Genomic DNA, 25,517 nt, shown 5'->3' with positions numbered 1-25,517 from the left:
ATGCCTTATCAGGCCTTTTCCAGCGTACACAGCAACGGATGCTCGTTCTCCCTCGCATAGTCGTTCACCATCGCCACTTTGGTTTCCGCCACTTCGGCTGTGAAGATGCCGCAGATAGCTTTGCCACGATAATGAACGGTAAGCATCAGTTGCGTTGCACGTTCTACATCATAAGAAAAGAACTTTTGTAGCACGTCAATAACAAATTCCATCGGCGTGTAATCATCGTTCATTAACATAACTTTATACATAGATGGCGGTTTTAGCGCGTCGCGCACTTTATCTTCCGCCAGCTGGTCAAAATCCAGCCAATCGTTGGTCTTACCCATTATGCATAACCACTTTGAATCTACCTCAGATGTTAGATAACAATCATCTATTACTGTCATCCGCGATGTCTGTCACAAACTATTGCAATAGCGTTAACTGCTTCAAACTTTGGTTGATTATTGTCCCATCTCCAGCGCCAAACGCTTGACGACTTCTTTCGTTTCTCTAAATTGTACAAGCGTGAGATGGCGAGGTTTTGAACAGCCCCCACTCCACCACCGGTTCATTCCATCTTAACTTATAAGATTTACGAAGGATGTCGAAGCATGGAAATGGGTACTGTTAAGTGGTTCAACAACGCCAAAGGGTTTGGCTTCATCTGCCCCGAAGGCGGCGGCGAGGATATCTTCGCTCACTATTCCACCATTCAGATGGATGGTTACAGAACGCTCAAAGCCGGGCAGTCCGTCCGGTTCGATGTACACCAGGGACCAAAAGGCAATCATGCAAGCCTAATCGTACCCGTTGAAGCAGAGACGGTTGCATAGCTCTCTGTTTTATTGTGTACATCCCGCAGTCAAAATGCCAGCCCGATCGGCTGGCATTTTTATTTTCGGGTTATTCCCGAGCCAGCGCGTCCACCGGATCCAGCCGCGCCGCATTGCGGGCGGGCAACCAGCCAAACAAAATGCCGGTAAAGGTCGAACACAAAAATGCGGTAATAATGGCAACCGGCGAGAAGCCAATCTCCCAGCCGGGTAAAAAGAGCTGGAGTGCAAACGCGATCATCATCGAGAGCGCAATGCCCATCGCCCCGCCGACCAGACACACCAGCACGGCTTCAATCAAAAACTGCTGCAGCACGTCACTGGCGCGGGCCCCGACCGCCATGCGGATGCCGATCTCCCGGGTACGCTCGGTTACCGACACCAGCATGATGTTCATCACCCCGATGCCGCCGACGACCAGCGAAATCACCGCCACCAGCGTGAGGAACAGCTGAAGAGTACGTGTGGTCTTTTCCGCCGTTTTCAAGAGGCCGTCCATATTCCAGGTGAAGAAATCTTTCTTCCCGTGGCGCAGGATTAACAGCCGCTCAAGCTGCTGTTCGGCGAGCGCGCTGTCGTAGCCCTCCTTTACGCGCACGGTGATGGAGTTGAGCCAGGACTGCCCCATAATCCGCCCGGAGATGGTGGTGTAGGGCAGCCAGACGCGCAGGATCTTGCTGCTGCCAAACATCGACTGCTTCTCTTCCGCCACGCCGATGACCGTGGCAGGCATGTTGCCGACCAGGATCACTTCGCCTACCACGTTGACTTTATTGGGGAAGAGCTGCCTGCGCGAGTTCGCGTCCAGCACCACCACCTGCGCCCTGCCCGCCAGCTGTTCGGCGTTAAAGGTAGCGCCTTCACTGAAGGTCATGCCGTAGACGTTGAAATAGTCTCCGCTAACGCCGTTCGCACTGGCGGCAACGTCGACATTGCCCACCCGCAGGCGCAGGTTCTGCGACACCGCAGGCGTGGCGGAGTTGACCCACGGCTGCTTCTGAATGGCCGCGAGATCGTCGTATTTCAGCGCCTGCTGATACTGTGGCTCGTCGTCGCCAAAGTCTTTGCCGGGATAGACGTCAATGGTATTGGTGCCGATGGCGCGGATATCTGCCAGCACCAGCTGCTTGGCCGCGTCGCCCACCACCACAATCGACACCACCGAGGCGATACCGATGATGATGCCGAGCATCGTCAACAGGGTACGCATTTTGTTAGCCGCCATCGCCAGCCAGGCCATGGTCAGCGCTTCACGAAAGCCGCTGGAAAACTGCCCCCAGCCGGTTGATGCCGGGAGCGCTTCTTTCGGCGCCGCTGCTCTGGACTCGCGCGGCGGCGGATTGCTGACCAGCTCGCCGTCGTGGATCGCAATAATGCGTTCCGCCTGCGCCGCCACCTGCGGATCGTGGGTAACAATGATGACCGTGTGCCCCTGATCGCGAAGCTGATGGAGGATCGCCATCACCTCTTCGCCGGAATGGCTGTCGAGCGCGCCGGTCGGCTCATCCGCGAGGATCACCTGTCCGCCGTTCATCAGGGCGCGGGCAATACTCACGCGCTGCTGCTGGCCGCCGGAAAGCTGCGAGGGCTGGTACTCCACCCGCTCTGCCAGCCCCAGACGCGTCAGCAGCATCTGCGCGCGCTCGAGGCGTTTTTTACGCTCGACGCCCGCATAGACCGCAGGTACTTCCACGTTCTGCGCGGCATTGAGGTGAGAAAGCAGATGGTAACGCTGGAAAATAAAGCCGAAGTGTTCCCGGCGCAGCTTCGCCAGCGCGTCGCCATCCAGCGTGGAGACATCCGTCCCGGCCACGCGATAGGTACCGCTGGTGGGTTTATCCAGGCAGCCGAGAATGTTCATCAGCGTCGATTTACCGGAACCCGATGCGCCGACAATCGCCACCATCTCGCCCGCTTCCACGCGCAGGGAGATGCCTTTCAGCACCTCCACCGGACCGTCGCCGGAGGGATAGCTGCGACGAATGTTATTCAGCTCAAGCAGCGCCGTCATTTGGCGGCTCCGGGCAGGCTTTCGCTGACAACAACCTCCTCGCCCTCTTCCAGCCCTTTCACCACCACCACGTCAGTGTCGTTGCGCGCGCCAATCACAACCTCGCGCTCGCGCGTTTCGCCGTTGCGCAGCACTTTCACTTTATAACGGCTATCCCCGGCGGATTCGCCGAGCGCAGAGAGCGGAATGGTCAGCACGTTCTTCACGCCGGTCAGCTGGATATGCACCTGTGCGGTCATGTCCAGACGCAGCACGCCCTGCGGGTTTGGCACTTCAAAACGAGCATAGTAGAAAATAGCGTCGTTCACTTTTTCCGGCGTCGGCAGAATGTCTTTCAGCACGCCTTCGTAGCGCGTCTGCGGATCGCCCAGCACCGTAAACCAGGCGTTCTGCCCCGGCTTAAGATGGATCACATCCGCCTCTGAGACCTGGGCTTTGACCAGCATGGTGCTCATGTCCGCCAGCGTCAGAATGTTTGGCGCCTGCTGTGCGGCAATCACCGTCTGCCCCTGGAGCGTGGTGATCTGGGTCACTTCGCCCGCCATCGGTGCCACAATTTGGGTGTAGTCGAGGTTGGTTTTCGCCGTATCCAGCGAAGCCTGATTGCGTTTGATTTGCGCGTCAATCGTGCCAATCTGCGCCTGTTTCACCGCCAGTTCAGTGGTGGCGGTATCTAAATCTTGTTTTGAAATAGCCTGAGTTTTAGCCAGCGCCTGCTGACGGGTTAGCGTCACCTGGGCCAGGTTACGTTCTGCCAGCGCCTGCGCACGCTGCGCGCGCAGTTCCATCAGCGTGGCTTCCACCTCGCGGATCTGGTTCTCAGCCTGTTCTGGATCGATAACGCCGAGCAGCTGGCCTTTTTTCACCTTGTCACCAATCTCAACCGACAGCGTTTTCAACTGGCCGCTGACCTGAGCGCCGACGTCAACCTTGCGCAGCGCGTCAAGCTTGCCCGTCGCGAGGACGTTTTGCTGCAGTTCGCCCGGACGAACAATCAGTGTCTGATACTGCGGCACCGGTGCGTTCAGCACCTGCCATAGCCAGTATCCACCGGCTAAAACCACGACCGCCAGCAGCAGAAACAGCGTTCTGCGTTTTCCCTTGAGGTTCATAAATAATCCAAATAAATGTTCTGGCAATGATAAGTGTTGATTCTATCTAAACGACTCCTCAACGAAACCCCTTCTTCTTGAAATCGTCACAATTTGTTTACGAGACGTTGAACGTTCGCCTGCTGAAATGGAGATCTTCATCAAGAAGCAGGATCTATCATGTCTTCCATCGTCGATACACCTTTTTCAAACTTGCCTCAGCCTAAATCTGGCTGGCAGCTCTTCAAAAATCTGGCTTTCGGTAAGCTCAAACCAGGACTGGCGTGGCAAAACCCCGCCTATCGACGTAAATTCATGTTACGTTCACTGGCGACACCCATTAGCACTGCGCGCCTGTTAACAAGTCTTGCAAAACAACCACGTCTGATGCAGATGCTGCAGGTACAACCAGGGCTACCGTGTCGGTTGCATCGTCCCTGGTTGACGGTGAATATGGATCGACAGCATGCGCTGGAATCCCTCAACTGGCACTATCAGACGATGAGCCGCCAGCTTCCGGTGACGCTGCTAACGGGTTATTTTTCGAAGAAGGGCTTCACCCTGCTGACCTTAACCGGCAAAGATGAACAGCAATTTACCGTCCGTCTGTGCGCCGATGCGTTTCTGGATAAAGAAGGGGAAGCCACCCTCGCCTTCTGCGACCATCAGAATACGGTGCTGGCCGAGATGACCTTCACCCTGTGCCAGTTTGAGGGAAAATCGACGCTGTTCATTGGCGGTTTGCAAGGGGCAAAAGCGCATGTTCCCCATGAGCTGATCCAGGGTGCGACGAAAGCCTGCCATGGTCTGTTCCCGAAACGTCTGTTGGTCGAGGCCGCCATGACCCTCGGCACCGCCTTCCCGGTAGAACAGATTATCGCCGTCAGTAACGATACCCATATTTATCGCAGCTGGCGCTACCGCAAGAAAAAAGAGGGGAAGCTGTTGGCCGATTACGACAGTTTCTGGATCTCCATCGGCGGTGAAAAACAGGATAACGGTAACTTTATGCTGCCGCTCGTCATGCCGCGTAAACCGATGGAAGAGATCGCCAGCAAAAAACGCTCCGAATATCGCCGCCGCTACGAGCTGCTGGATAGCCTGATTCAGCAGGTGAAACAGGCGGCCCAACGCTAATCCGCTTTCCCGCGTGCCAGCCACAGCACGCGGGAAAACATCTTCCGCAGCAGGGTCGGTACCGCCTCTACGCCCCGCCTTCCCGCTTCCGTCGCCACTTCAATGGCTAAATCCGGTTTTGACGAACGATGAATGGCTTTGGCGATCACGCGCCGCATGTTCATCGGGACATCGACCGGCACCATGGCAATGCGGTGGAAGACGTCATCGAACCCCTGACGGTACATAAAGTGTTCCATGTCCATCGCAGGGAGCATGGTTAAATGGTCGCGCTCTTCCTCACGCTCGTTATTCAGCAGGCTGCGTACGGTCGAGGCATATTTTTTGCCCGCCTCATCACCGTCGACCAGAACGTGCCACTCGATCCCCATCCGGCGAGCAAATTTTATCAGCGGCTTTAGTCCCGACTGGGCGAATTCAATCACCTTAATGCCTTCCGCATCAAAATGGTGGCCGCACTGGCGCGCCAGTTCGTTGATAACCCACGTTTCCGTTTCCCCCTCCACCAGCAGCCAGCAGCGGGCAAAGAGCGACGACGCGCGGTTAAAGCGAATATGAAACGCGATGCGCCGCCCGTCTTCCGCGTTCAAACCACCCGGACCAAGCCGGAAAGCGGAGACGCGGGAGGACTCACGGACCAGACGGCAGACGTGTTCTACCGGCGTCAGCGATAATAATTCACCGGAATTGGTGGTCGTAATGCGCTGGAGCGGCAGGAGATTCAGCAGATGCCATGCTACGGAGAGCATGATGGGATGCAGCCGCGTTTCCGGGTCTTCCACCAGCAGCAGAGGCCGGGCGTCCCGGTCAAGACGAACGGTGCCTTTGGCCTGCAGAAGCGTTGAAAACAGCCCCAGCAAAATCACCCGATGGGTACGACCGCCGGGCCGGTCGATCATTCGGTTAATGATGTCGAGGTAACGCCAGCTGCGCTGCTCATCATGAGAACGGCGGCGCATCAGACGATGACGCGACTCAGAGGTTCCCTGCTCGGAAAAATAGTGCTCCAGGAGTTGCACCATTGCGGACAACCCCTGACGGATTTGACCATCGGTCAGATTCTGCGGACGCGACACCAGCTCTCTTGCCAGAAAATCCAGCTCGCGGGCGGTGACTTCCACGTCCGGCATATTGGGTACGGTACCGTTACGAATACGCCGCATAAAACGCGCATCGCGCAGGCGTAACACCGGCGTCAGGCGAATCAGGTGGCGGGCCAAATCGTCGATATTCTCAAGCGGGATCGGGTTGGCTTTCTCATCGAGAAAATCACGCAGGGTGAGTACCCCCTCGTTCTCCGCCATCTCCCCTTCCAGCCGATAGAAAATCCGGTGGAAACCGTCATCACACGGCACCCAGCAGGGTGACAGCGGGCGGAAGCGACGCACGCGATGACGTCCGGGCTCGGATTCGCGGAATGTCAGGATGATATGCAGGTGCTTCTCGCGCCCCGTCACGTCGCCGGGCGGGAACCAGAAATCGTCGCGAACAAAGTGATACAGATCGTCTTCGGGCGAAAGCAGTAATGTCAGCGCATCCAGCAGGCTGGACTTACCCCACGCGTTCTCGCCGATCAGGACGTTGTTCTGCTCCAGCTGCAGCGACAGACGGTTAATACCACGAAACCCGACAATTTCCACACGTTCGAGAAGCATAAATCCCCCGACAAATGATCACTTTTTCCTTCAAGTTATCAGCAGTATAGCGGGAGGCGTTCTGTCACGACAGCACAACGTTCACCCTTGCGAGAATTAGTCTATGCTCTATTTACCGCTAATTTGAACAAGGATTGACATCGCATTGCCTAAAATCAAACCAACAGAATTTATTTAAGTGGCGAAGGGGTGTTGTTATTTTTTAGAATAGAGACTCTTTGAGTCGTCATCCCTTTATGACGATATATCCCGCGCGCGGGAAAGCGTGCGGATAATTATTTTGAGGTGGTTATGTTTAGAAAATTAGCGGCAGAATGCTTTGGTACATTCTGGCTGGTATTTGGTGGCTGCGGTAGCGCCGTTCTGGCAGCAGCATTCCCGGAATTGGGTATTGGTTTTGTCGGCGTCGCGCTGGCGTTTGGTTTAACCGTATTAACCATGGCGTTTGCCGTGGGACATATTTCCGGCGGTCATTTTAACCCGGCAGTGACATTAGGTTTATGGGCAGGCGGCCGTTTCCCGGCAAAAGACGTGATTGGCTACATTGTGGCGCAGGTGGTTGGCGGTATTATTGCAGCTGGCGTTCTGTACGTGATTGCCAGCGGTAAAGCCGGGTTCGACGCGGCGGCCAGCGGCTTTGCCTCTAACGGCTTCGGCGAACACTCTCCGGGCGGTTACTCCATGCTGTCTGCCATCGTGATTGAAATTGTGCTGACCGCCGGCTTCCTGCTGGTGATCCACGGCGCAACGGACAAACACGCGCCAGCCGGTTTTGCCCCGATTGCGATTGGCCTGGCGTTGACGCTTATCCATCTGATTTCAATTCCGGTCACCAACACCTCCGTTAACCCGGCACGCAGCACCGCCGTCGCCATCTTCCAGGGCGGCTGGGCGCTTCAACAGCTGTGGCTGTTCTGGGTGATGCCAATTATCGGCGGTATCCTGGGCGGCGTGCTGTACCGCACCCTGCTGGAAAAACGCGATTAATCGAGCGCGGTGTCGGGTGGCGCTAACGCTTACCCGACCTACGTTAGAGTCCACTTTATAGGCCGGGTAAGGCGTAGCCGCCACCCGGCTTTTTTATTGCTCCTTTACCTGACAGCCTTTATTGGGTAGTGTCTCTGGCGCTCAACAGATACTCAAAAGGACCGGCTGTTCATGTTTTCAGGACTCCTCATTATTCTGCTGCCCCTGATTGTGGGCTACCTTATCCCGCTGCATCAGGAATCTGCATTACGGCTTATCAACCGTTTTCTCAGCTGGATTGTTTACGTCATTCTTTTCTTCATGGGGATAAGCCTGGCATTCCTGGATAACCTGTCGGCGAATTTACTCTCCATCCTCCATTATTCTGTCGTCACCGTGGTGGTTATTTTACTGTGCAATATTGCCGCGCTGCTGTGGCTGGAACGCACTATTCCATGGAAAAATCACCATCATCAGGAAAAACTCCCTTCACGAATTGCCATGGCGCTGGAATCATTAAAACTGTGCGGCGTCGTGGTGCTCGGTTTTCTTCTTGGACTGACCGGTTGGGCATTTTTACAGCACGCGACAGAGGCCAGCGAATATACGCTTATCTTCCTGCTGTTCCTGATCGGTATTCAGCTGCGAAATAATGGCATGACCCTGAAGCAAATTGTCCTCAACCGTCGGGGAATGATGGTTGCCGTGATTGTTGTCGCCAGTTCAATGGTCGCGGGCGTCATTAACGCCTTTATTCTCGATCTGCCGCTGAAAACCGGCCTGGCGATGGCGTCAGGTTTTGGCTGGTACTCCCTCTCCGGTATTCTGCTGACCGAATCATTCGGCCCGGTGATCGGCAGCGCCGCCTTCTTTAACGATCTGGCGCGAGAGCTGATTGCCATCATGCTGATCCCAAGCCTGGTTCGCCGCAGTCGTTCTACCGCGCTGGGCCTGTGCGGCGCAACGTCGATGGACTTTACCCTGCCGGTACTACAGCGCTCCGGGGGGCTGGAGATGGTGCCCGCCGCCATCGTGCACGGCTTTATTTTAAGCCTGCTGGTTCCGGTCCTGATGGCCTTCTTCTCTGCCTGATACTTCTTTGGCGGTAGGTTTCCTGCCGCCAAAATTGCGCTAAATCAATCTCCCTCTATTTTGTAGCAGAAAGCCCTTTTCACCGTTCTGGCACAAGCATAACCTTAAACATGTATATCAAATATAACTTTAACAGGTGTGATTATGTTTTGTGTGCAATGTGAACAAACCATCCGTACCCCGGCAGGCAATGGCTGCTCTTACGCACAGGGTATGTGCGGCAAAACCGCAGAAACATCTGACCTGCAGGACCTGCTGATTGCGGCCCTGCAAGGCCTTTCCGCCTGGGCGTTCAAGGCCCGTGAATACGGTATTGTCGACCACTACGTCGACAGCTTCGCCCCGCGCGCCTTCTTCTCCACGCTGACCAACGTTAACTTCGACTCTCCGCGCATTGTCGGCTATGCCCGCGAAGCGATTGCCCTGCGTGAAACGCTGAAAGCACAGTGTCTGAAGGCGGACGCCAGCGCCCGCGTGGAAAACCCGATGTCAGAACTTCAGCTGGTCAGCGACGATCTGGGCGACCTCCAGCGTCAGGCGGCAGAATTCACCCCGAATAAAGACAAGGCGGCGATTGGCGAGAACATTCTCGGCCTGCGCCTGCTGTGCCTGTACGGCCTGAAGGGCGCGGCGGCCTATATGGAACACGCGCACGTGCTCGGTCAGTACGACAACGACATCTACGCCCAGTACCACAAAATCATGGCGTGGCTGGGCACCTGGCCTGCTAATATGAATGCCCTGCTTGAGTGCTCAATGGAAATCGGCCAGATGAACTTCCGCGTGATGAGCATTCTGGATGCCGGTGAAACCAGCACCTACGGCCACCCGACGCCGACGCAGGTCAACGTTAAAGCGACCGAAGGCAAGTGCATCCTGATTTCCGGCCACGACCTGAAAGATCTCTACAATCTGCTGAAGCAAACCGAAGGCACCGGCGTTAACGTCTATACCCACGGCGAAATGCTCCCGGCGCACGGCTACCCGGAGCTGCGTAAATTTAAGCATCTGATCGGTAACTACGGCAGCGGCTGGCAGAACCAGCAGGTGGAGTTTGCCCGCTTCCCGGGCCCTATCGTGATGACCTCTAACTGCATCATCGACCCTACCGTCGGCGCGTATGACGACCGCATCTGGACCCGCAGCATCGTCGGCTGGCCGGGCGTGAGCCACCTCGAAGGCGACGATTTCGGTCCGGTTATCGCCCAGGCGCAGCAGATGGCGGGCTTCCCGTACAGCGAGATCCCGCACCTGATCACCGTCGGCTTTGGTCGTGAAACCCTGCTGGGTGCCGCTGATTCGCTGATCGACCTCGTCAGCCGTGAAAAGCTGCGCCACATCTTCCTCGTTGGCGGCTGCGACGGCGCGCGCGGCGAGCGTAACTACTTCACCGATTTCGCCACCCGCGTGCCGGAAGACTGCCTGATCCTGACCCTGGCGTGCGGCAAATACCGTTTCAACAAGCTGGACTTCGGCGACATCGAAGGCCTGCCGCGCCTGATCGATGCGGGCCAGTGTAACGATGCTTACTCGGCCATCATTCTGGCGGTCACGCTGGCGGAGAAACTGGGCTGCGGCGTGAACGACCTACCGCTGTCGCTGGTGCTCTCATGGTTTGAGCAGAAGGCGATTGTCATCCTGCTGACCCTGCTCTCTCTCGGCGTGACCAACATCGTGACCGGCCCGACCGCGCCTGGCTTCCTGACGCCGGACCTGCTGGCGGTGCTGAACGAGAAATTCGGTCTGCGTTCCGTGACCAACGTTGAAGATGATATGAAGCAGCTGCTGAGCGCGTAAGGAGTAACTCATGACCATGCCAACCCCACAATGTCCGTGGCGGATGCAGGTTCATCACATCCATCAGGAGACGCCGGATGTGTGGACGCTGTCGCTGCTGTGCCATGACTACTATCCGTACCGTGCAGGTCAATATGCGCTGGTTAGCGTTCGCCATTCGGCAGACACCCTGCGCGCCTACACCCTTTCTTCCACGCCGGGCGTGAGCGAGTACATCACGCTTACCGTCCGCCGTATTGATGACGGCGCGGGCTCGCAGTGGCTGACGCGGGACGTGAAGCGCGGGGATTATATCTGGCTGTCTGACGCACAGGGGGAATTCACCTGTGACGACAAAGCAGACGATAAATTCCTGCTGCTGGCTGCGGGCTGTGGCGTAACGCCGATTATGTCGATGCGCCGCTGGCTGGCGAAGAACCGCCCGCAGGCAGACGTGCAGGCGATCTTCAGCGTGCGCTCTCCGGAAGATGTGATTTTTGCCGATGAGTGGCGGAATTATCCGGTGACGCTGGTGGCTGAGCACAACGCGACCCACGGCTTTGTGCCCGGTCGCCTGAGCCGCGAGCTGCTGCAAAGCGTGCCGGATATGGCGAACCGCACCGTGATGACCTGCGGCCCGGCGCCGTACATGGATAGCGTGGAAAAAGAGATGAAAGCGCTTGGCGTGACCCGCTTCTTCAAAGAGCAGTTCTTCACGCCGGTGGCGGAAGCGGCAACCAGCGGCGTTAAGTTCACCAAACTTCAGCCTGCGCAGACCTTCTTTGGCCGCGTGGGGACCACGCTGCTGGAGGCGCTGGAAAGCAATAAGGTGCCGGTAGTGGCTGCCTGCCGTGCGGGCGTGTGCGGCTGCTGTAAGACGAAGGTGGTTTCGGGAGAGTATACCGTCACCAGCACCATGACGCTGTCCGACGCGGAAATTGCCGAAGGTTACGTGCTGGCATGTTCGTGCCATCCACAGGGCAATCTCGTCCTCGCATAAACGTTAAATGTTAGATCGTAGGCCCGGTAAGCGTCAGCGCCACCGGGCTTTTGTTATCCTCACCGCCACGCCGGACCTTTCCCTACCGCAAAGCGCCCTGCCCCTAAAAACGCGACAGCCAGCGAGCCGATAAAGAAGTACACCAGGCTTTCAATCGCCCATGCGCCTACCTTATCGAGGGCGAGCGTTTCCCCCATTCCCACCATCAGCCACGCTACGATCATCGTAAACGCCAGCACCAGCGCGGCCGGGCGCGTAAAGAGCCCGACAATAATCAGGATCGGCGCCACCACTTCGCCAATCAACACGCCGTAGGCGATAAATCCCGGCAGCCCTTTTTCCACCAGCATGCCGCTGATAAAGCCCACGCCGCCAAACAGCTTGTGCAGACCGTGAAAAAGCATCAGTCCGCCGACGGCAAGTCGTAACAAGAGTTTGCCAAGATCGTCGCACGATAGCTTTTCATTAACAGCAATTAACAATGATTTAACCATTTGAAATGATTCCTGTTTTCACCGAGGTATTGCCAGATTATGCCGAATAATTGCGCGTGAAAAGCACCTTTTAATTAGGGGGAGATGACGGGCAATACGGAGACTTTCTTCTAAGCTTGTAAGCGATATCACAAAAAGGAGACGGACAACCATGAAACAAACCGTGGCTGCATATATTGCGAAAACGCTCGAACAGGCTGGCGTGAAACGTATCTGGGGCGTAACCGGCGATTCCCTGAACGGACTTAGCGACAGCCTCAACAAGATGAAGACCATCGAATGGATGCCCACCCGCCATGAAGAGGTTGCCGCCTTCGCCGCAGGCGCTGAAGCACAGCTCACGGGAGAACTGGCCGTGTGTGCCGGATCGTGCGGGCCGGGTAACCTGCATCTGATCAACGGGCTGTTCGACTGTCACCGTAACCACGTGCCGGTGCTGGCGATTGCCGCCCATATCCCCTCTTCCGAAATCGGCAGCGGCTATTTTCAGGAGACGCATCCGCAGGAGCTGTTCCGTGAATGCAGCCACTATTGCGAGCTGGTTTCATCCCCGGAGCAGATCCCGCAGGTGCTGGCTATCGCCATGCGCAAGGCCGTGCTGAACCGCGGCGTTTCGGTGGTCGTTATCCCGGGCGATGTGGCCCTCAGGGCCGCGCCGGAAGGGGCCAGCACCCACTGGTATCACGCCCCGCAGCCCGTGGTAACGCCTGCGGAAGAAGAGCTGAAAAAGCTGGCGCAGCTGCTGCGGTACTCCAGCAATATCGCCCTGATGTGCGGCAGCGGCTGCGCGGGGGCGCACAAGGAGCTGCTTGAATTTGCCGGTAAGCTGAAATCCCCGATTGTCCACGCCCTGCGCGGCAAAGAGCACGTCGAGTACGACAACCCTTACGATGTGGGGATGACCGGTCTGATCGGTTTCTCCAGCGGCTTCCACACCATGATGAACGCCGACACGCTGATCCTGCTCGGCACCCAGTTCCCGTACCGCGCGTTCTACCCGACGGATGCGAAAATCATCCAGATTGATATCAACCCGGCCAGCATCGGCGCGCACAGCAAGGTCGATATGGCGCTGGTGGGCGACATCAAATCCACCCTTGCCGCCCTGCTGCCGCTGCTGGAAGAGAAAACCGATCGCAAGTTCCTCGATAAAGCGCTAAGTGACTATCGCGATGCGCGCAAGGGGCTGGACGATCTCGCCAAACCGAGCGACAAAGCCATTCACCCGCAGTATCTGGCGCAGCAGATCAGCCATTTCGCGGACGACGATGCCATCTTTACCTGCGACGTGGGCACGCCAACCGTCTGGGCCGCTCGCTATCTGAAGATGAACGGCAAGCGCCGCCTGCTCGGCTCGTTCAACCACGGCTCGATGGCAAACGCCATGCCGCAGGCGCTGGGCGCAAAAGCAACGGCGCCGGAGCGTCAGGTAGTGGCGATGTGCGGCGACGGCGGGTTCAGCATGCTGATGGGGGATTTCCTGTCGGTGGTGCAGATGAAGCTCCCGCTGAAAATTGTGGTCTTCAACAACAGCGTGCTGGGCTTCGTGGCGATGGAGATGAAGGCTGGCGGATATCTGACGGACGGCACCGAGTTGCACGACACCAACTTTGCCCGCATCGCCGAGGCCTGCGGTATCACCGGTATCCGCGTGGAGAAAGCCTCCGAGGTGGATGAAGCCCTGCAGCGCGCCTTTTCCATCGACGGTCCGGTGCTGGTGGATGTCGTCGTCGCCAAAGAGGAGCTGGCGATCCCGCCGCAGATCAAGCTTGAGCAGGCCAAAGGCTTTAGCCTCTATATGCTGCGCGCGATCATCAGCGGGCGCGGTGACGAGGTGATCGAACTGGCAAAAACCAACTGGCTCAGGTAAAACATCTGGCATCGCCTTTTTAATAATAAGGACATGCCATGATCGATTTACGCAGTGATACCGTAACCCGCCCGAGCCGCGCCATGCTCGAAGAGATGATGGCCGCCCCGGTCGGGGACGACGTCTACGGTGACGATCCGACGGTAAACGAACTGCAGCGCTATGCCGCAGAGCTCAGCGGAAAAGAGGCCGCCCTGTTCCTGCCCACCGGTACGCAGGCTAACCTCGTGGCGCTGCTCAGCCACTGCGAGCGCGGTGAAGAGTACATTGTGGGCCAGGGCGCGCATAACTACCTCTACGAAGCCGGCGGTGCCGCGGTGCTCGGCAGCATTCAGCCGCAGCCGATTGACGCCGCGCCGGACGGCACCCTGCCGCTCGATAAGGTCGCGGCGAAAATCAAAGCCGACGATATTCACTTCGCCCGCACCCGGCTGCTCAGCCTTGAAAACACCCACAACGGCAAAGTGCTGCCGCGCGAATACCTGAAAGCCGCATGGGAGTTTACCCGCGAGCGCAGGCTCGGCCTGCACGTGGACGGCGCGCGCATCTTCAACGCCGTGGTGGCGTACGGCTGCGAGCTGAAAGAGATTACGCAATACTGCGACTCGTTCACCATCTGCCTCTCTAAAGGGCTGGGCACGCCAGTGGGTTCCCTGCTGGTGGGCAATGCGGACTACATCAAACGCGCGAACCGCTGGCGCAAAATGACCGGCGGCGGCATGCGTCAGGCGGGTATTCTGGCGGCAGCGGGGCTGTATGCCCTGAAAAACAACGTGGCGCGCCTGAAGGACGATCACGACAACGCCGCGTGGATGGCGGCTCAGCTGCGCGAGATTGGCGCCGACGTGATGCGCCACGACACCAACATGCTGTTCGTCCGCGTGGGCGAGGATCGCGCCGCTGCGCTGGGTGAATTTATGAAAGCCCGTGGCGTGCTGATCAACGCCTCACCCGTCGTGCGTCTGGTCATGCATCTTGACGTCAGCCGCGAGCAGCTGGCGGACGTGGTGAAACACTGGCAGGCGTTTTTACAGCGATAAGGAGCATCACGTGCCGCAACGCATTCTGGTGCTCGGCGCCAGCGGATATATCGGTCAGCACCTCACCGCGGCGCTAAGCCAGCAGGGACACCGGGTGCTGGCAGCGGCACGCAACACGGAGCGCCTGCAAAAGCTCAGTTTACCTGGCGTCACCTGCCACAACGTTGATCTCAACTGGCCGAAGGAGCTTCCCTCGCTGCTGGAAGGGGTCGACACGCTTTACTATCTGGTGCACAGCATGGGCGAAGGCGGGGATTTTATCGCCCACGAGCGTCAGGTGGCGATGAACGTCCGCGATGCCCTGCTGCAAACCCCGGTAAAGCAGGTGATTTTTCTCAGCTCGCTCCAGGCGCCCGAACATGAGCAATCCGATCACCTGCGCGCCCGCCAGCTGACGGCTGAAACCCTGCGCGGCGCTGCTATTCCCGTCACCGAACTGCGCGCCGGAATTATCGTCGGCGCAGGCTCCGCCGCCTTCGAAGTGATGCGTGATATGGTGTATAACCTGCCGGTGCTCACGCCGCCGCGCTGGGTCCGTTCTCGCACCACGCCGATTGCGCTGGAGAACCTGCTGCATTATCTGGTGGCATTGCTGGATCACCCAACCGACCAGCACCGCGTGCTGGAGGCCGCCGGGCCTGAAGTCCTGAGCTATCAGGAGCAGTTCGAACATTTCATGCGCGTCAGCGGCCGCCGCCGCTGGCTGATCCCCATCCCCTTTCCAACCCGCTGGATCTCGGTGTGGTTTTTGAATGTGATCACCTCCGTGCCGCCGACGACCGCCAAAGCGCTGATCCAGGGGCTTAAGCACGATCTGCTGGCGGACGATCGCGCGCTGCGGGCACTCATACCCCAGGACCTGATCCGCTTTGACGATGCCGTGCGTAATACGCTGAAAGAGGAAGAGCAGCTGGTGAACTCCAGCGACTGGGGCTACGACGCCCAGGCGTTTGCCCGCTGGCGCCCGGAGTATGGCTATTACCCGAAACAGGCGGGCTGCACGGTGAAAACCCGCGCCAGTCTGGCCGCGCTGTGGGAGGTCGTGAACCAGATTGGCGGCAAAGACGGTTATTTCTTCGGTAATCTCCTCTGGCAAACGCGCGGGGCAATGGATCTGCTGGTGGGGCACAGGCTGGCAAAAGGCCGCCCGGCACGCCCGTATCTTGAGGTGGGCGATGCGGTTGACAGCTGGAAGGTGATCATCGTCGAGCCGGAAAAACAGCTGGCGCTGCTGTTCGGTATGAAGGCCCCGGGGCTAGGCCGACTCTGCTTTACCCTGAAAGACAAAGGCGATCACCGTGAGCTGGACGTCCGCGCCTGGTGGCATCCGCACGGAATGCCGGGGCTGTTCTACTGGCTGTTGATGATCCCTGCCCACCTGTTTATCTTCCGCGGAATGGCGAAACGCATTGCGCAACGGGCAGAACAAAAGACGGAAAAGATATAAATAAAACTCTCTTTCTTTCACCTTTCCCATTGCATAGCGCCGTAATTCACGAAAGAATGCGCACGAAATTCTTTTCAACACAGTGGATAGCTATGAAGGTACTGGTTACCGGGGCGACCAGCGGCTTAGGCCGAAATGCGGTCGAATTTCTGCGCAATAAAGGCATCAGCGTCAGGGCTACCGGTCGCAACGAAGCGATGGGTAAACTGCTGCAAAAAATGGGCGCAGAGTTCGTCCATGCTGACCTGACGGAGCTGGTCTCCTCTCAGGCAAAGGTGATGCTCGCCGGTATCGACACGCTATGGCACTGTTCCAGTTTTACCTCCCCGTGGGGGACCCAGGAAGCCTTCGATCTCGCCAACGTGCGCGCCACCCGTCGTCTGGGTGAATGGGCCGTTGCCTGGGGCGTGCGTAACTTTATTCATATCTCGTCACCGTCACTCTATTTCGACTATCACCACCATCGTGACGTGCAGGAAGATTTCCGCCCTGCTCGCTTTGCCTGTGAATTTGCCCGCAGCAAGGCGGCCAGCGAAGAGGTGATTGACCTGCTGGCGCAGTCAAACCCGCATACCCGCTTTACGGTCCTGCGTCCGCAGAGCCTGTTCGGGCCGCACGACAAGGTGTTTATTCCGCGTCTGGCGCAGATGATGCACCACTACGGCAGCGTGCTGCTGCCGCGCGGCGGCGATGCGCTGGTGGATATGACCTATTACGAAAACGCCGTTCACGCTATGTGGCTGGCAAGCCAGCCGGACTGCGATAAGCTGATCTCCGGTCGCGCCTACAACATCACTAACGGCGAACCGTGCACGCTGCGCAGCATTGTGCAGCGGCTGATCGACGAACTGCAGATCGACTGCCGTATCCGTTCCGTGCCCTACCCGATGCTGGATATGATTGCCCGCAGCATGGAGCGTTTTGGCAGTAAATCGGCCAAAGAGCCTGCGCTGACGCATTACGGCGTCTCTAAACTCAACTTTGACTTCACGCTGGATATTTCGCGGGCGGAGAATGAGCTGGGGTATAAACCGGTTGTGACGCTGGATGAAGGGATTATGCGCACCGCGGCGTGGCTGCGGGATCACGGGAAGCTTCATCGCTAGCCTTTTTGCCCGGTGGCGACTTCCGCACCGTACTGTCCCCTCGCCCCTTTGAGGAGAGGGTTAGGGTGAGGGGAAAGAGCAAACACTAAAACGGCAACCTTTCGGTTGCCGTTTGCTTTTACAGTGCCGTCCAGGCATCAGCCCATGCCAGACCTGCGCCTGGCTCGTAGTATGCCGGGGCGTTGTTACACCAGCCGCTGTACGGGAACGGTTTGCACTGGAACAGTTTACCGTGGTTGTTCACGATATCACCTGCCTTGTACTTGCTGTTCGCGCTCCACGCGACGTAAGAGCCGGAAGTGCCTTCGTCCTGAGACGGTGCCGCTTTCGCCTTCACGTTCAGAAGGTAAGAGGTGGTGCTGCTCAGTTCGCCATCGCTAACGGTCAGACTCACTTCAATCTGCTGTGCAGTGGCGGATTCTGGCGCCCTGAAGGTCACAACCGCTTTGTCCTGACCGGTCACGGTCTGACCATCCTGTGAACGCCAGGTGTAGGTCAGCTTGTTACCGTCGGCGTCTGTGGAGCCTTCCGCGCTCAGAGAGACCTGCGCACCGGCTTCAACGGCGCCGACTGGACCCGCAATATGCGCGACCGGGGCGTGGTTCACCGCCACCGGCTCAGCCGGGGTTTCATCCGGCGTCGGCGCTGGCGCTGGAGCCGGCGTTTCATCTTCTGCTGGCGTCGGCGCTGGCGTCACCGGGGTTTCGTCCGGGGTGGTGGCAGAGCCATCGTCGTTCACGATGTTGACGTTAAAGAACTTCTGCACGCACTTGCTGTAGTCACCCTCTTTAAAGGCGCTGAACGGCGTCTGGTAGCCCACCAGCTGGCAGGAGTAGGTCTGGCCAGTTGGGGTATCCGCGCTCCATCCCCAGTCCTGTTCCCAGTAAATCTTCAGGGCACCAGCACCGCCTTCATCGAACTGCTTCATGTTAGCGCAGCCCAGCACTTCGTTCGCCGGAACGGGCACTTTCAGGTAGTTCGCGAACTCTTTGTAGTACTTGATACGGTTTTGCGACTGGGCAATTTCAGTTGGGCCGCCGCACTCAACGCCGCCGTTGATGATCTGGGTGGTCACGCCGAAGCCAGGGACCAGACCGTTGGCTTTATCGTGAGCGTTCGGCTGCCAGGTGCCGTCGATAACCTGCAGCATGCTTGGTTTTGGCGGCTGCGGGTAGGCGAAGAAGAAGATCGCGCTCGCCAGGTTCAGCCAGGTGTCCGCCACCAGCTCAGGTTTTTCGAGTAGGGTACGCACGTCGCCGTACATCGCCTCAGAGAACGGACCGTAGTTGTAGTTGTAGGACAGCTGCTTCGCACCGCGACCGAAGTAGCTCAGGAAGTCGCCGTCTTTATCTTTCCCGCACGGCCAGGTCTGCCCCTGCCAGACGTCAGGGTTACATTCGCCGTTATAGCCGCCCTTCTGGCCTTCGCTCCAGCCCATTTCACGCACGTGAACCAGCGCCTGACGCCATTCGGCCTCCGGACGCCAGCTCTCGTGGCCGCCGGTTTCCTGGGCAAAGTGGGCAAACATGGTAGCCAGCTCTTTACGACAGATGGCGTCGCTGTCGCGACCGTCGTTATAGGTCTTACACAGCGCCGGGAATTTACCTACCGCCTTCAGGAAGTTGCTGTAGGTGTACGCCTGCGCGCGCAGTGGGAAGAGATATTCCCAGTCGCTGGCCTTGACGATCCCTTCTACGCGCTTCACGTTTGCAGGGTTCGCCGCGCGGCCTGGCTCAATCATTTCTACCTGAGCATTGTCCAGCGTCTGAATAGTCTCTTTTACGGAGGCCATCAGCGGGAAGCTGGTCAGTTCTTTTTCCTTCTTCGCCAGATCGCTGGCTTTCATGGTGTACGGCTCACTGGGGGTTGCTTGCAGCGAGGCAGCCTGCACCATAAACGGGGCGACGCATGCGCCGGCAACGAGTACACTCAGTAACGTCCTTTTGTTCATTTCTGTATTCCTGTTAATAGAAGTTAAATTATAAAATCCCGGCTTATGTATTAATCCGTTAATAAATAAACCACAGACAGCTGTTTTCACTTTTCGAAGAACACCCTCGGGAATTCTTCAAAAATAAAAAACCTTAATAACGTGCCGCTAATTTCAATTGCTGATATTTCGCCCAGACTTTATGGGCATATTTCATGCGTTGCGGATAATTCTCTTTTTTTAACCCGGCGTTATACGCGCCTACCGCCTCCCAGTTATAGCCATAAACCTTAATCATCCCGGACAGGATGGAAGCGCCGACCATGATGGAGGTACAGGGCTCGGTCATCAGCCGGTATTCATCGATCCCCCTGCTCTCAAGCTGCGCAAAATGGGAGCTGTTAATTTGCATTAGCCCGACATCACGCGTGCCGTCATGGTTTTGACCAACCGCGTAAGGGTTCATGCCGGATTCAACGTTGGCGATGGCATATAATAAGTACGGATCGACATGATAATAATGCGCCGCTTTATCCCAACAGTTTGCCAGCGCGCTTTGGCTTATTATCAATAACAACAACATTACCTTTTTCATGTTTACCTGCTGTAAGCGTCAGTGATTTCTCCTTAGCAACATCCTGTAAAATGAATTTTGAATCACTCACCACCCCAAAAGGGTGGTGAGTGATTACTGGGCTATATTATTTGCAGTCTGTTGATGGGCCTTCTTTCACCCATACATCGCTCTTAGCCGGGTTATCACCGCGGGTCCACCATTTGGCACGGTAAACGTTGCCCTGATAGGTTGTGGTTTCGCCGCCGTTGTAGACCAGGTCAGAACGCCAGTTCATCTTCACATTGCTGACCAGCTCCCAGGCATCCACACCGAAGCCAGGCTGGTTGCCCTGGGTCCAGTACTTCGCTTTCCACACCAGATGGTCGAAGCTTACGGTATCGCCATTGTTGTAGATTTTGCTGGCATCCCACGCGGCATATTTGCTGGCGTTAGCATCGACAGGCGCGTCGCAGCTACCGGTTGCAGTGCCTTCATCAGATGGCGGAGTCACCTCATCAGACGGAGGGGTAACCTCGTCAGCAGGTGGGATCACGTCATCAGCTGGCGGCGTAACCTCAGCCGGTTTCGGATTCACGGTAACCTGCACGTTAGACTGCACGCTGGTTTTACCATCACCGACAACGACGCTCAGCGTGTAAGTAGACGTTGAAGTCACCTCTGGCGCAGTGATGGTCACGTTCGCGCTATCGGTTCCGGTTGCGTGCATATCCGCCGGAATGCTCCAGGCGTAGGTCAGCGCGTCGCCGTCAGGATCCGCCGCCTGGGCATGCAGAGCATAGGTTTCACCCGCCTGCAGCGTTACCGCTTCCATCTGATTGACTACCGGCGCCTGGTTCGCTTTTGGCGCTTTGTTCACGACCTGCACATCAATTGCGTTGCTCAGGCCTTTCGCATCCGTTACCGTCAGGCGGAACGCCAGGGTCTGGTCGCTGGTCACGGCCGCAACGTTGAAGGTCGCTTTGGCTTTGGTGCTGTTGGTGAGGGTCACCGATGGACCAGAAATCTGGGTCCACTTGTAGGTGATAGCATCGCCATCCGGGTCGGTAGAGGCAGAGCCATCCAGCGTAACGGTTGCCGGGCCTGAGACGTTCTGATCGGAAGATGACGCGATTGGCGCATGGTTAGTCACCACCGGATCAACCGGGGTAGTGCTGCCCAGCAGGCTTTCGTTCATCGCGTTCAGGATATCGCCGTTGTCAGCATCAATAGACCAGGAGAACAGACCACCCAGTTTGTTGGCCAGGACGTATTTGCCTTTCGCGGCCGCGGAGTGGGCATCTTCATAGGAGATCAGATCGCCCGTTGATTTGTTGAAGACGTAAGGCGCTTCTGCAGTCGCGTCGTAGCCATACTCCCAACCCGGCTTGCCTTTGTACTCATTTACGATCTGGCGATAGTCGACAACACCCGGTTCCCAGGTGCCTTTCACCATGCCGGTTGCAGTACCGGTGAATGGATTATCGCCGGTGTAGCCGTGCACGCCGGTCCAGCCACGGCCATACATACCTGTACCCACGACGATCTTACCTGGCTGTACACCCTGCTGAAGCAGCGCATTCACGCCGTTTTCGGTGGTGTAGTTGGTATCTGGTCGCCATGACGGTGCGCGCAGTGCGGCCTGGTGGCCCAGGTCGGTGTTGCTCCAGCCGCCGTAGAAGTCATAGCTCATCAGGAAGATGTGATCGAGATACTGCTGAGCGGTGGTGTAATCCACATCCTCAACTTTATCTTTACCGGCGCCAATGGCGCTGGTCAGCTCGTAGGAACGGCCCGTTTCGCTTGACAGTTCATTGAGCATCGCACGGAGATCGTGCATCAGCGCAGTGTAGGTCGCTTTATCCTGCTGCGGATTACCGAGGTTTTCACTCACACCGCCGCCGCCTGGGAATTCCCAGTCGATATCCACACCGTCAAAGAACTTCCAGGTTTGCAGGAAATCTTTTACAGACGATACAAAGCGAGCGCGGATCGCAGGATCGCCCATGTGGAAGAACGGATCGGACAAGGTCCAGCCACCGATGGATGGCAGGACTTTCAGGCCGGGATGCGCTTTTTTCAGCGCCATCAGCTGGCCGAAGTTCCCTTTGTAGGGGTCATCCCATCCAGACACGCCAGCCTGCGGTTTTTGCAGGGCAGCCCACGGATCGTGGATAGCCACAGTATAGTCCGGGCGGCCTGCACAATCACGCTGCAATACGGCGAAGCTGTTACCACCTTCAACGGTTTTCAGACCATCGTTGATGCCATCGCCACCGCAGATTGGAATAAAGCCGTAGAGGATGTGGTTCAGGTTAGCGGCAGGGATTTTATCAACCGGGAAGTTACGGCCGTATACGCCCCACTCAGGGAAATAGGCCCCGACGACCTTATCGGTATGCTCAGAGAAGGTTTTATTGTTCTCTTTCATGGTTGTATTCAGCGGCAGCAGATGGCTGCCGTCGGTGTCCGCCACAATAATCAGCTTGCTGGCACTTTTGGTACAGCCGCTGGCGTTACACAACTCAACCTGTTCCTGGTAACGGCCACCTTTTTTCACTTTAAACGTCGCGGAGCCGGAAGCGCTACCGGCCCCGGTCCAGACAGGGGTGCCATCAAGCAGAACCTTTGCAGACGTTGGCGCAGCGCCACTCCAGACATTCCACTCAACTTTCACATCCACGCCATCTTTATGCACTTTGACAAGGCTGTTGTAGTCCTGAGCCGCCTGGTCTACCTCTACCAGCGCAAATTTATCATTGCCGCTGCTGATAGTCGGTGTACCCGGTGCTGCTGCAAATGCGGAGCCGGATGCCGCCGCAATGAAGAGCGCCAGATATTTAGGCTTCATAAATTTCATTTTTATTTCCTGATAAATTTATTCGTGACGTTAATAATCCATGTCTTCCTTGAGAGCATGGAATCTATTTGCATAATGCGTATTTAACTGACCTTACAACCGTGACAAGAAAATATTTTTCTGCGTTGTATTCCCCCATAAAAAGATACAAGCCAAAATTCCGTATAGCTTATATCCCTTACGATACACTGGGCGCAAATAGACGTCCTGCTCTTACACCGTCGAAAAAATTGACAAAAAAACTTGACCGAAATATTTAAAATATGAAAGCAAACTGCTGCCCAATAAACACCACTATTCCAGCAAATGAGAGATAGGGTCCGAAAGCAATAATGAGGTTATTTTTATTTAAGATATTCAGGATGAAATAACCGACAATACCGCTTAAGGCGGCGACTAATACCAGCATGGGTAATGCCTGCCAGCCGCACCAGGCCCCCAAAGCCGCCAGCAGCTTAAAATCGCCATAGCCCAGCCCTTCCCGCCCGGTACAAAGCCGAAATGCCCAGTAGAGCAGCCAAAGAGAGAGATAACCTGCCACGGCGCCAAAAAGCGCATCGCGTAGCGGCATCGTATGGTCAAACGTATGGAGCAACAGGCCAGCCCACAGCAGAGGCTGCGTCAGGCAATCCGGCAGCAGCTGATTCCGCCAGTCGATCAAGGCCAGAGGCAACAAGAACGCCGCCAGTACCCACAGGGAGAACAAGACCTGTACGTTTGGCATACACCAGGCGGTGACGCCAAAAAACAGCGCGGAAAAAAGTTCGATCAAAAATATTCTCAATGGGATACCCACGCCGCAGCGGCTACAACGTCCACGCAGGAGAAGCCAGCTGACCAGCGGAATATTCTCCCAGGCGGCCAGGGTGTGCTGACACGCCGGGCAGTGCGACGCCGGAAAGAGCAAATTACCGCCGTCCTCTTCCTCCATCACCATGCCCGGTACGCGCTCGGCGACGACGCCCAGAAAGCTCCCCACAATGCCGCCCAGAATCGCACTCATCAGCGGGAACCCCACCGGGTAAACCTCCCGCATCAGCGCGAAGGTGTTCATGCGGCTTTGCTCCAGGTGAGCTGGACTTCCGCTTTTACATCACTGAGGCGATCGACCGGCGTGAGGTTCATTTTTTGCAGCCTGACGCCGGAGGTCTGGTTTATTTCCCGCAGCCAGTTCTTTAATTCGTAGACGTTAACGCGATTTACGACGAACGATAAGGTTTGTCCATCCTGACGCACATCCGTCAGAGGAAGATTAATTTCCTGTGCGCTACTCTCCACCACCGTACGCGGATTATCTGTTTTGACAATCTGGACCTGGATATGGTTTTTATCTATTTCACTGCGCATCCAGTTCAGCGTCTCTTTTTGTCTGCTCAGCGTGGCTTTACTGTTCAGAATCATATTATCCAGCGGGATCATGCCTGCGTAATAAACGGCCGCCCCCGCCAGGGCAACGGCACATATTTTTATAATGACTTTTTCCCTGGCGCTGTAATTCTGATAACGAGACTTAAGCTGCGCAATTCGCTCTTTCATTTATATTTCCCTGCGATCATGGCGGTATAAGGTGCAGCGGTAGAAACAGGCTGCAGGGTAAAATCAAAATTTTCCCCCGCCTGATCCACAAACGTCTGCAACGCGGTTTGGTTTTGCGCACTGACGCTCAGCGTCAGCGTGTTCTGTTGGGCGTCGTATTCCAGCAGATCGATTTCCATCGCCGGCACGGCCTGCCTGGCCTTCTCCAGCGCTTCAAGCTGCAAAAATACCCCTTTGGTCTGCTTTTTCATGTTTTGATCAAAGTGGTATTTGATGTTGGTCTTCTGGCGCATACTCGGAAAATGGTGCTGAAAAACCTGAGCGATCTCCTGCTGATTAGCATTCTCCTGCTGCACCAGCATCCAGGCCATGGCGACGCGCGGGCCGAGCAACAGGCCGAGAGACAGCAGACCCGCTGCGGCCATTGCCGCTTTGATGCCTTTCGGGGCTTTACCCGAGCCCGCTTTCGCGCTGAATTCACCGTGCATAATATTCACGCGGCAGGTTTGCCACTGCGGCTGGATCAGTACCAGCGGATGCTGCCAGGGCTGCAGGAGGTCAACGTCAACCCCTTCAGGCTGCGCGCCGTAGCAGCACACCTCGCCCTCGCCCGCTTTTTGCATCAGCAGCGGCAGCAGGCTGGCCTCCATCTCCCCGGCGGTGTGGGGGGATAAACGCAGCCAGTAGCTTTCATCCTGCTTAACCAGCGTGCTTCCTCCCTCTGCTACCGGCAGTAGCCAGGCATCCGGCAACGCCTGGATCACCTTCATTCCGGCGGCCTGAAAACGGGTTAACCATCCGCGCAGCTGGTCGGCATCAATCGCCACCGCATCGACCTCGGCGCCCTTTTTGTTGAGCACCGTCCAGTGAAGATTATCCACGTCACCAATCAGCGTCTCTTCCGCCATCCACGAGAATGCAGCCGCCTGCGAGGCAACTTTTTTCGGCAGCGTAAAGTGGCGGAAGATCATGTTGCTGGCAGGCAGCAGCAGGCAAACGCGTGCCGCCAGGGGATGGTTTATCAGCGAGTCAAGGCTATCCAGCGTCTCAACCTGCTGGCGACCGGATTCACACCACATTATTTTCCCGCCCTCGCGGCTGTCGGGACGCACAAAAAGGACCTGTTTCATAGCGT

The 25,517-nt window shown here is 56.8% G+C and carries 21 protein-coding genes; 10 read left to right on the top strand and 11 right to left on the bottom strand.

Annotation, left to right across the window (positions count from 1 at the left end):
- Nucleotides 1-8: 8 nt before the first annotated feature.
- A complete protein-coding gene (gene clpS, locus AC0TOY_RS23070) occupies nt 9-329 on the bottom strand; it encodes an ATP-dependent Clp protease adapter ClpS (protein WP_006174393.1) in 321 nt (106 codons plus the stop codon).
- 267 nt (nt 330-596) lie between these two features.
- Here clpS and cspD point away from each other — a divergent pair, with 267 nt between their 5' ends.
- The gene (gene cspD / locus AC0TOY_RS23065) at nt 597-818 is read left to right on the top strand and encodes a cold shock-like protein CspD (RefSeq protein WP_006809408.1); all 222 of its coding nucleotides are present in this window, start codon (nt 597-599) and stop codon (nt 816-818) included.
- Between the two features lie 70 nt (nt 819-888).
- On the opposite strand, the gene macB is transcribed toward cspD, so the two are convergent.
- Nucleotides 889-2,829: a macrolide ABC transporter ATP-binding protein/permease MacB gene (gene macB, locus AC0TOY_RS23060; RefSeq protein ID WP_024907814.1), complete on the bottom strand. Its 1,941-nt coding sequence runs from the start codon at nt 2,827-2,829 to the stop codon at nt 889-891.
- A complete protein-coding gene (gene macA, locus AC0TOY_RS23055; protein ID WP_032649222.1) occupies nt 2,826-3,941 on the bottom strand; it encodes a macrolide transporter subunit MacA in 1,116 nt (371 codons plus the stop codon). The genes macB and macA overlap by 4 nt, the downstream gene beginning before the upstream one ends.
- 159 nt (nt 3,942-4,100) lie before the next feature.
- Here macA and AC0TOY_RS23050 point away from each other — a divergent pair, with 159 nt between their 5' ends.
- Complete coding sequence (locus AC0TOY_RS23050; protein ID WP_148769492.1) at nt 4,101-5,057, top strand: VirK/YbjX family protein; 957 nt, start codon at nt 4,101-4,103, stop codon at nt 5,055-5,057.
- Here AC0TOY_RS23050 and AC0TOY_RS23045 read toward each other — a convergent pair.
- Nucleotides 5,054-6,712, bottom strand: coding sequence for an ATP-dependent endonuclease (locus AC0TOY_RS23045; protein WP_024907817.1), 1,659 nt, complete (start codon nt 6,710-6,712; stop codon nt 5,054-5,056). The two genes, AC0TOY_RS23050 and AC0TOY_RS23045, sit on opposite strands and share 4 nt — an antisense overlap.
- 291 nt (nt 6,713-7,003) lie before the next feature.
- Here AC0TOY_RS23045 and aqpZ point away from each other — a divergent pair, with 291 nt between their 5' ends.
- From aqpZ to hcr, 4 genes are all read left to right on the top strand, one after another.
- Nucleotides 7,004-7,699: an aquaporin Z gene (gene aqpZ / locus AC0TOY_RS23040; protein WP_023335104.1), complete on the top strand. Its 696-nt coding sequence runs from the start codon at nt 7,004-7,006 to the stop codon at nt 7,697-7,699.
- Between the two features lie 171 nt (nt 7,700-7,870).
- Nucleotides 7,871-8,770, top strand: a complete 900-nt coding sequence (locus AC0TOY_RS23035) for a LysO family transporter (RefSeq protein ID WP_024907818.1) — start codon at nt 7,871-7,873, stop codon at nt 8,768-8,770.
- A 144-nt stretch (nt 8,771-8,914) separates the two neighbouring features.
- Nucleotides 8,915-10,567, top strand: a complete 1,653-nt coding sequence (hcp, locus tag AC0TOY_RS23030; RefSeq protein WP_473722636.1) for a hydroxylamine reductase — start codon at nt 8,915-8,917, stop codon at nt 10,565-10,567.
- Nucleotides 10,568-10,577: 10 nt separating this feature from the next.
- Nucleotides 10,578-11,546, top strand: coding sequence for an NADH oxidoreductase (hcr, locus tag AC0TOY_RS23025; protein ID WP_473722635.1), 969 nt, complete (start codon nt 10,578-10,580; stop codon nt 11,544-11,546).
- A 59-nt stretch (nt 11,547-11,605) separates the two neighbouring features.
- On the opposite strand, the gene AC0TOY_RS23020 is transcribed toward hcr, so the two are convergent.
- The gene (locus AC0TOY_RS23020; RefSeq protein WP_032649236.1) at nt 11,606-12,040 is read right to left on the bottom strand and encodes a DoxX family protein; all 435 of its coding nucleotides are present in this window, start codon (nt 12,038-12,040) and stop codon (nt 11,606-11,608) included.
- A gap of 151 nt (nt 12,041-12,191) precedes the next feature.
- On the opposite strand from AC0TOY_RS23020, the gene poxB reads away from it, so the two are divergent.
- The 4 genes from poxB to AC0TOY_RS23000 all read left to right on the top strand — a co-directional run bounded on the left by poxB (nt 12,192) and on the right by AC0TOY_RS23000 (nt 17,503).
- A complete protein-coding gene (gene poxB, locus AC0TOY_RS23015; protein WP_248163744.1) occupies nt 12,192-13,910 on the top strand; it encodes a ubiquinone-dependent pyruvate dehydrogenase in 1,719 nt (572 codons plus the stop codon).
- A gap of 38 nt (nt 13,911-13,948) precedes the next feature.
- Nucleotides 13,949-14,950: a low-specificity L-threonine aldolase gene (gene ltaE / locus AC0TOY_RS23010; protein WP_048990963.1), complete on the top strand. Its 1,002-nt coding sequence runs from the start codon at nt 13,949-13,951 to the stop codon at nt 14,948-14,950.
- Between the two features lie 10 nt (nt 14,951-14,960).
- Nucleotides 14,961-16,397, top strand: coding sequence for an SDR family oxidoreductase (locus tag AC0TOY_RS23005; protein WP_473722633.1), 1,437 nt, complete (start codon nt 14,961-14,963; stop codon nt 16,395-16,397).
- A gap of 92 nt (nt 16,398-16,489) precedes the next feature.
- Nucleotides 16,490-17,503: an NAD-dependent epimerase/dehydratase family protein gene (locus tag AC0TOY_RS23000; RefSeq protein WP_024907825.1), complete on the top strand. Its 1,014-nt coding sequence runs from the start codon at nt 16,490-16,492 to the stop codon at nt 17,501-17,503.
- A 118-nt stretch (nt 17,504-17,621) separates the two neighbouring features.
- Here AC0TOY_RS23000 and AC0TOY_RS22995 read toward each other — a convergent pair whose 3' ends face one another.
- From AC0TOY_RS22995 to gspL, 6 genes are all read right to left on the bottom strand, one after another.
- Nucleotides 17,622-19,454, bottom strand: a complete 1,833-nt coding sequence (locus tag AC0TOY_RS22995) for a chitinase (protein WP_420277978.1) — start codon at nt 19,452-19,454, stop codon at nt 17,622-17,624.
- Nucleotides 19,455-19,587: 133 nt separating this feature from the next.
- Nucleotides 19,588-20,028: a type III secretion system invasion protein IagB gene (gene iagB, locus AC0TOY_RS22990; protein ID WP_024907827.1), complete on the bottom strand. Its 441-nt coding sequence runs from the start codon at nt 20,026-20,028 to the stop codon at nt 19,588-19,590.
- Nucleotides 20,029-20,134: 106 nt separating this feature from the next.
- Complete coding sequence (locus AC0TOY_RS22985) at nt 20,135-22,846, bottom strand: glycosyl hydrolase family 18 protein (RefSeq protein ID WP_473722632.1); 2,712 nt, start codon at nt 22,844-22,846, stop codon at nt 20,135-20,137.
- Nucleotides 22,847-23,102: 256 nt separating this feature from the next.
- A complete protein-coding gene (locus tag AC0TOY_RS22980) occupies nt 23,103-23,900 on the bottom strand; it encodes a prepilin peptidase (RefSeq protein WP_473722631.1) in 798 nt (265 codons plus the stop codon).
- On the bottom strand, nt 23,897-24,382 hold the full coding sequence (gene gspM, locus AC0TOY_RS22975; RefSeq protein ID WP_024907830.1) for a type II secretion system protein GspM: 486 nt from the start codon (nt 24,380-24,382) through the stop codon (nt 23,897-23,899). The genes AC0TOY_RS22980 and gspM overlap by 4 nt, the downstream gene beginning before the upstream one ends.
- A complete protein-coding gene (gspL, locus tag AC0TOY_RS22970; protein WP_473722629.1) occupies nt 24,379-25,512 on the bottom strand; it encodes a type II secretion system protein GspL in 1,134 nt (377 codons plus the stop codon). The genes gspM and gspL overlap by 4 nt, the downstream gene beginning before the upstream one ends.
- Between the last annotated feature and the right edge of the window lie 5 nt (nt 25,513-25,517).

This window comes from Enterobacter sp. PL_is379 (assembly GCF_055817355.1).
Note: the sequence above shows the minus strand (reverse complement) of the source record. Positions and strands in the feature narration are given on the sequence as shown.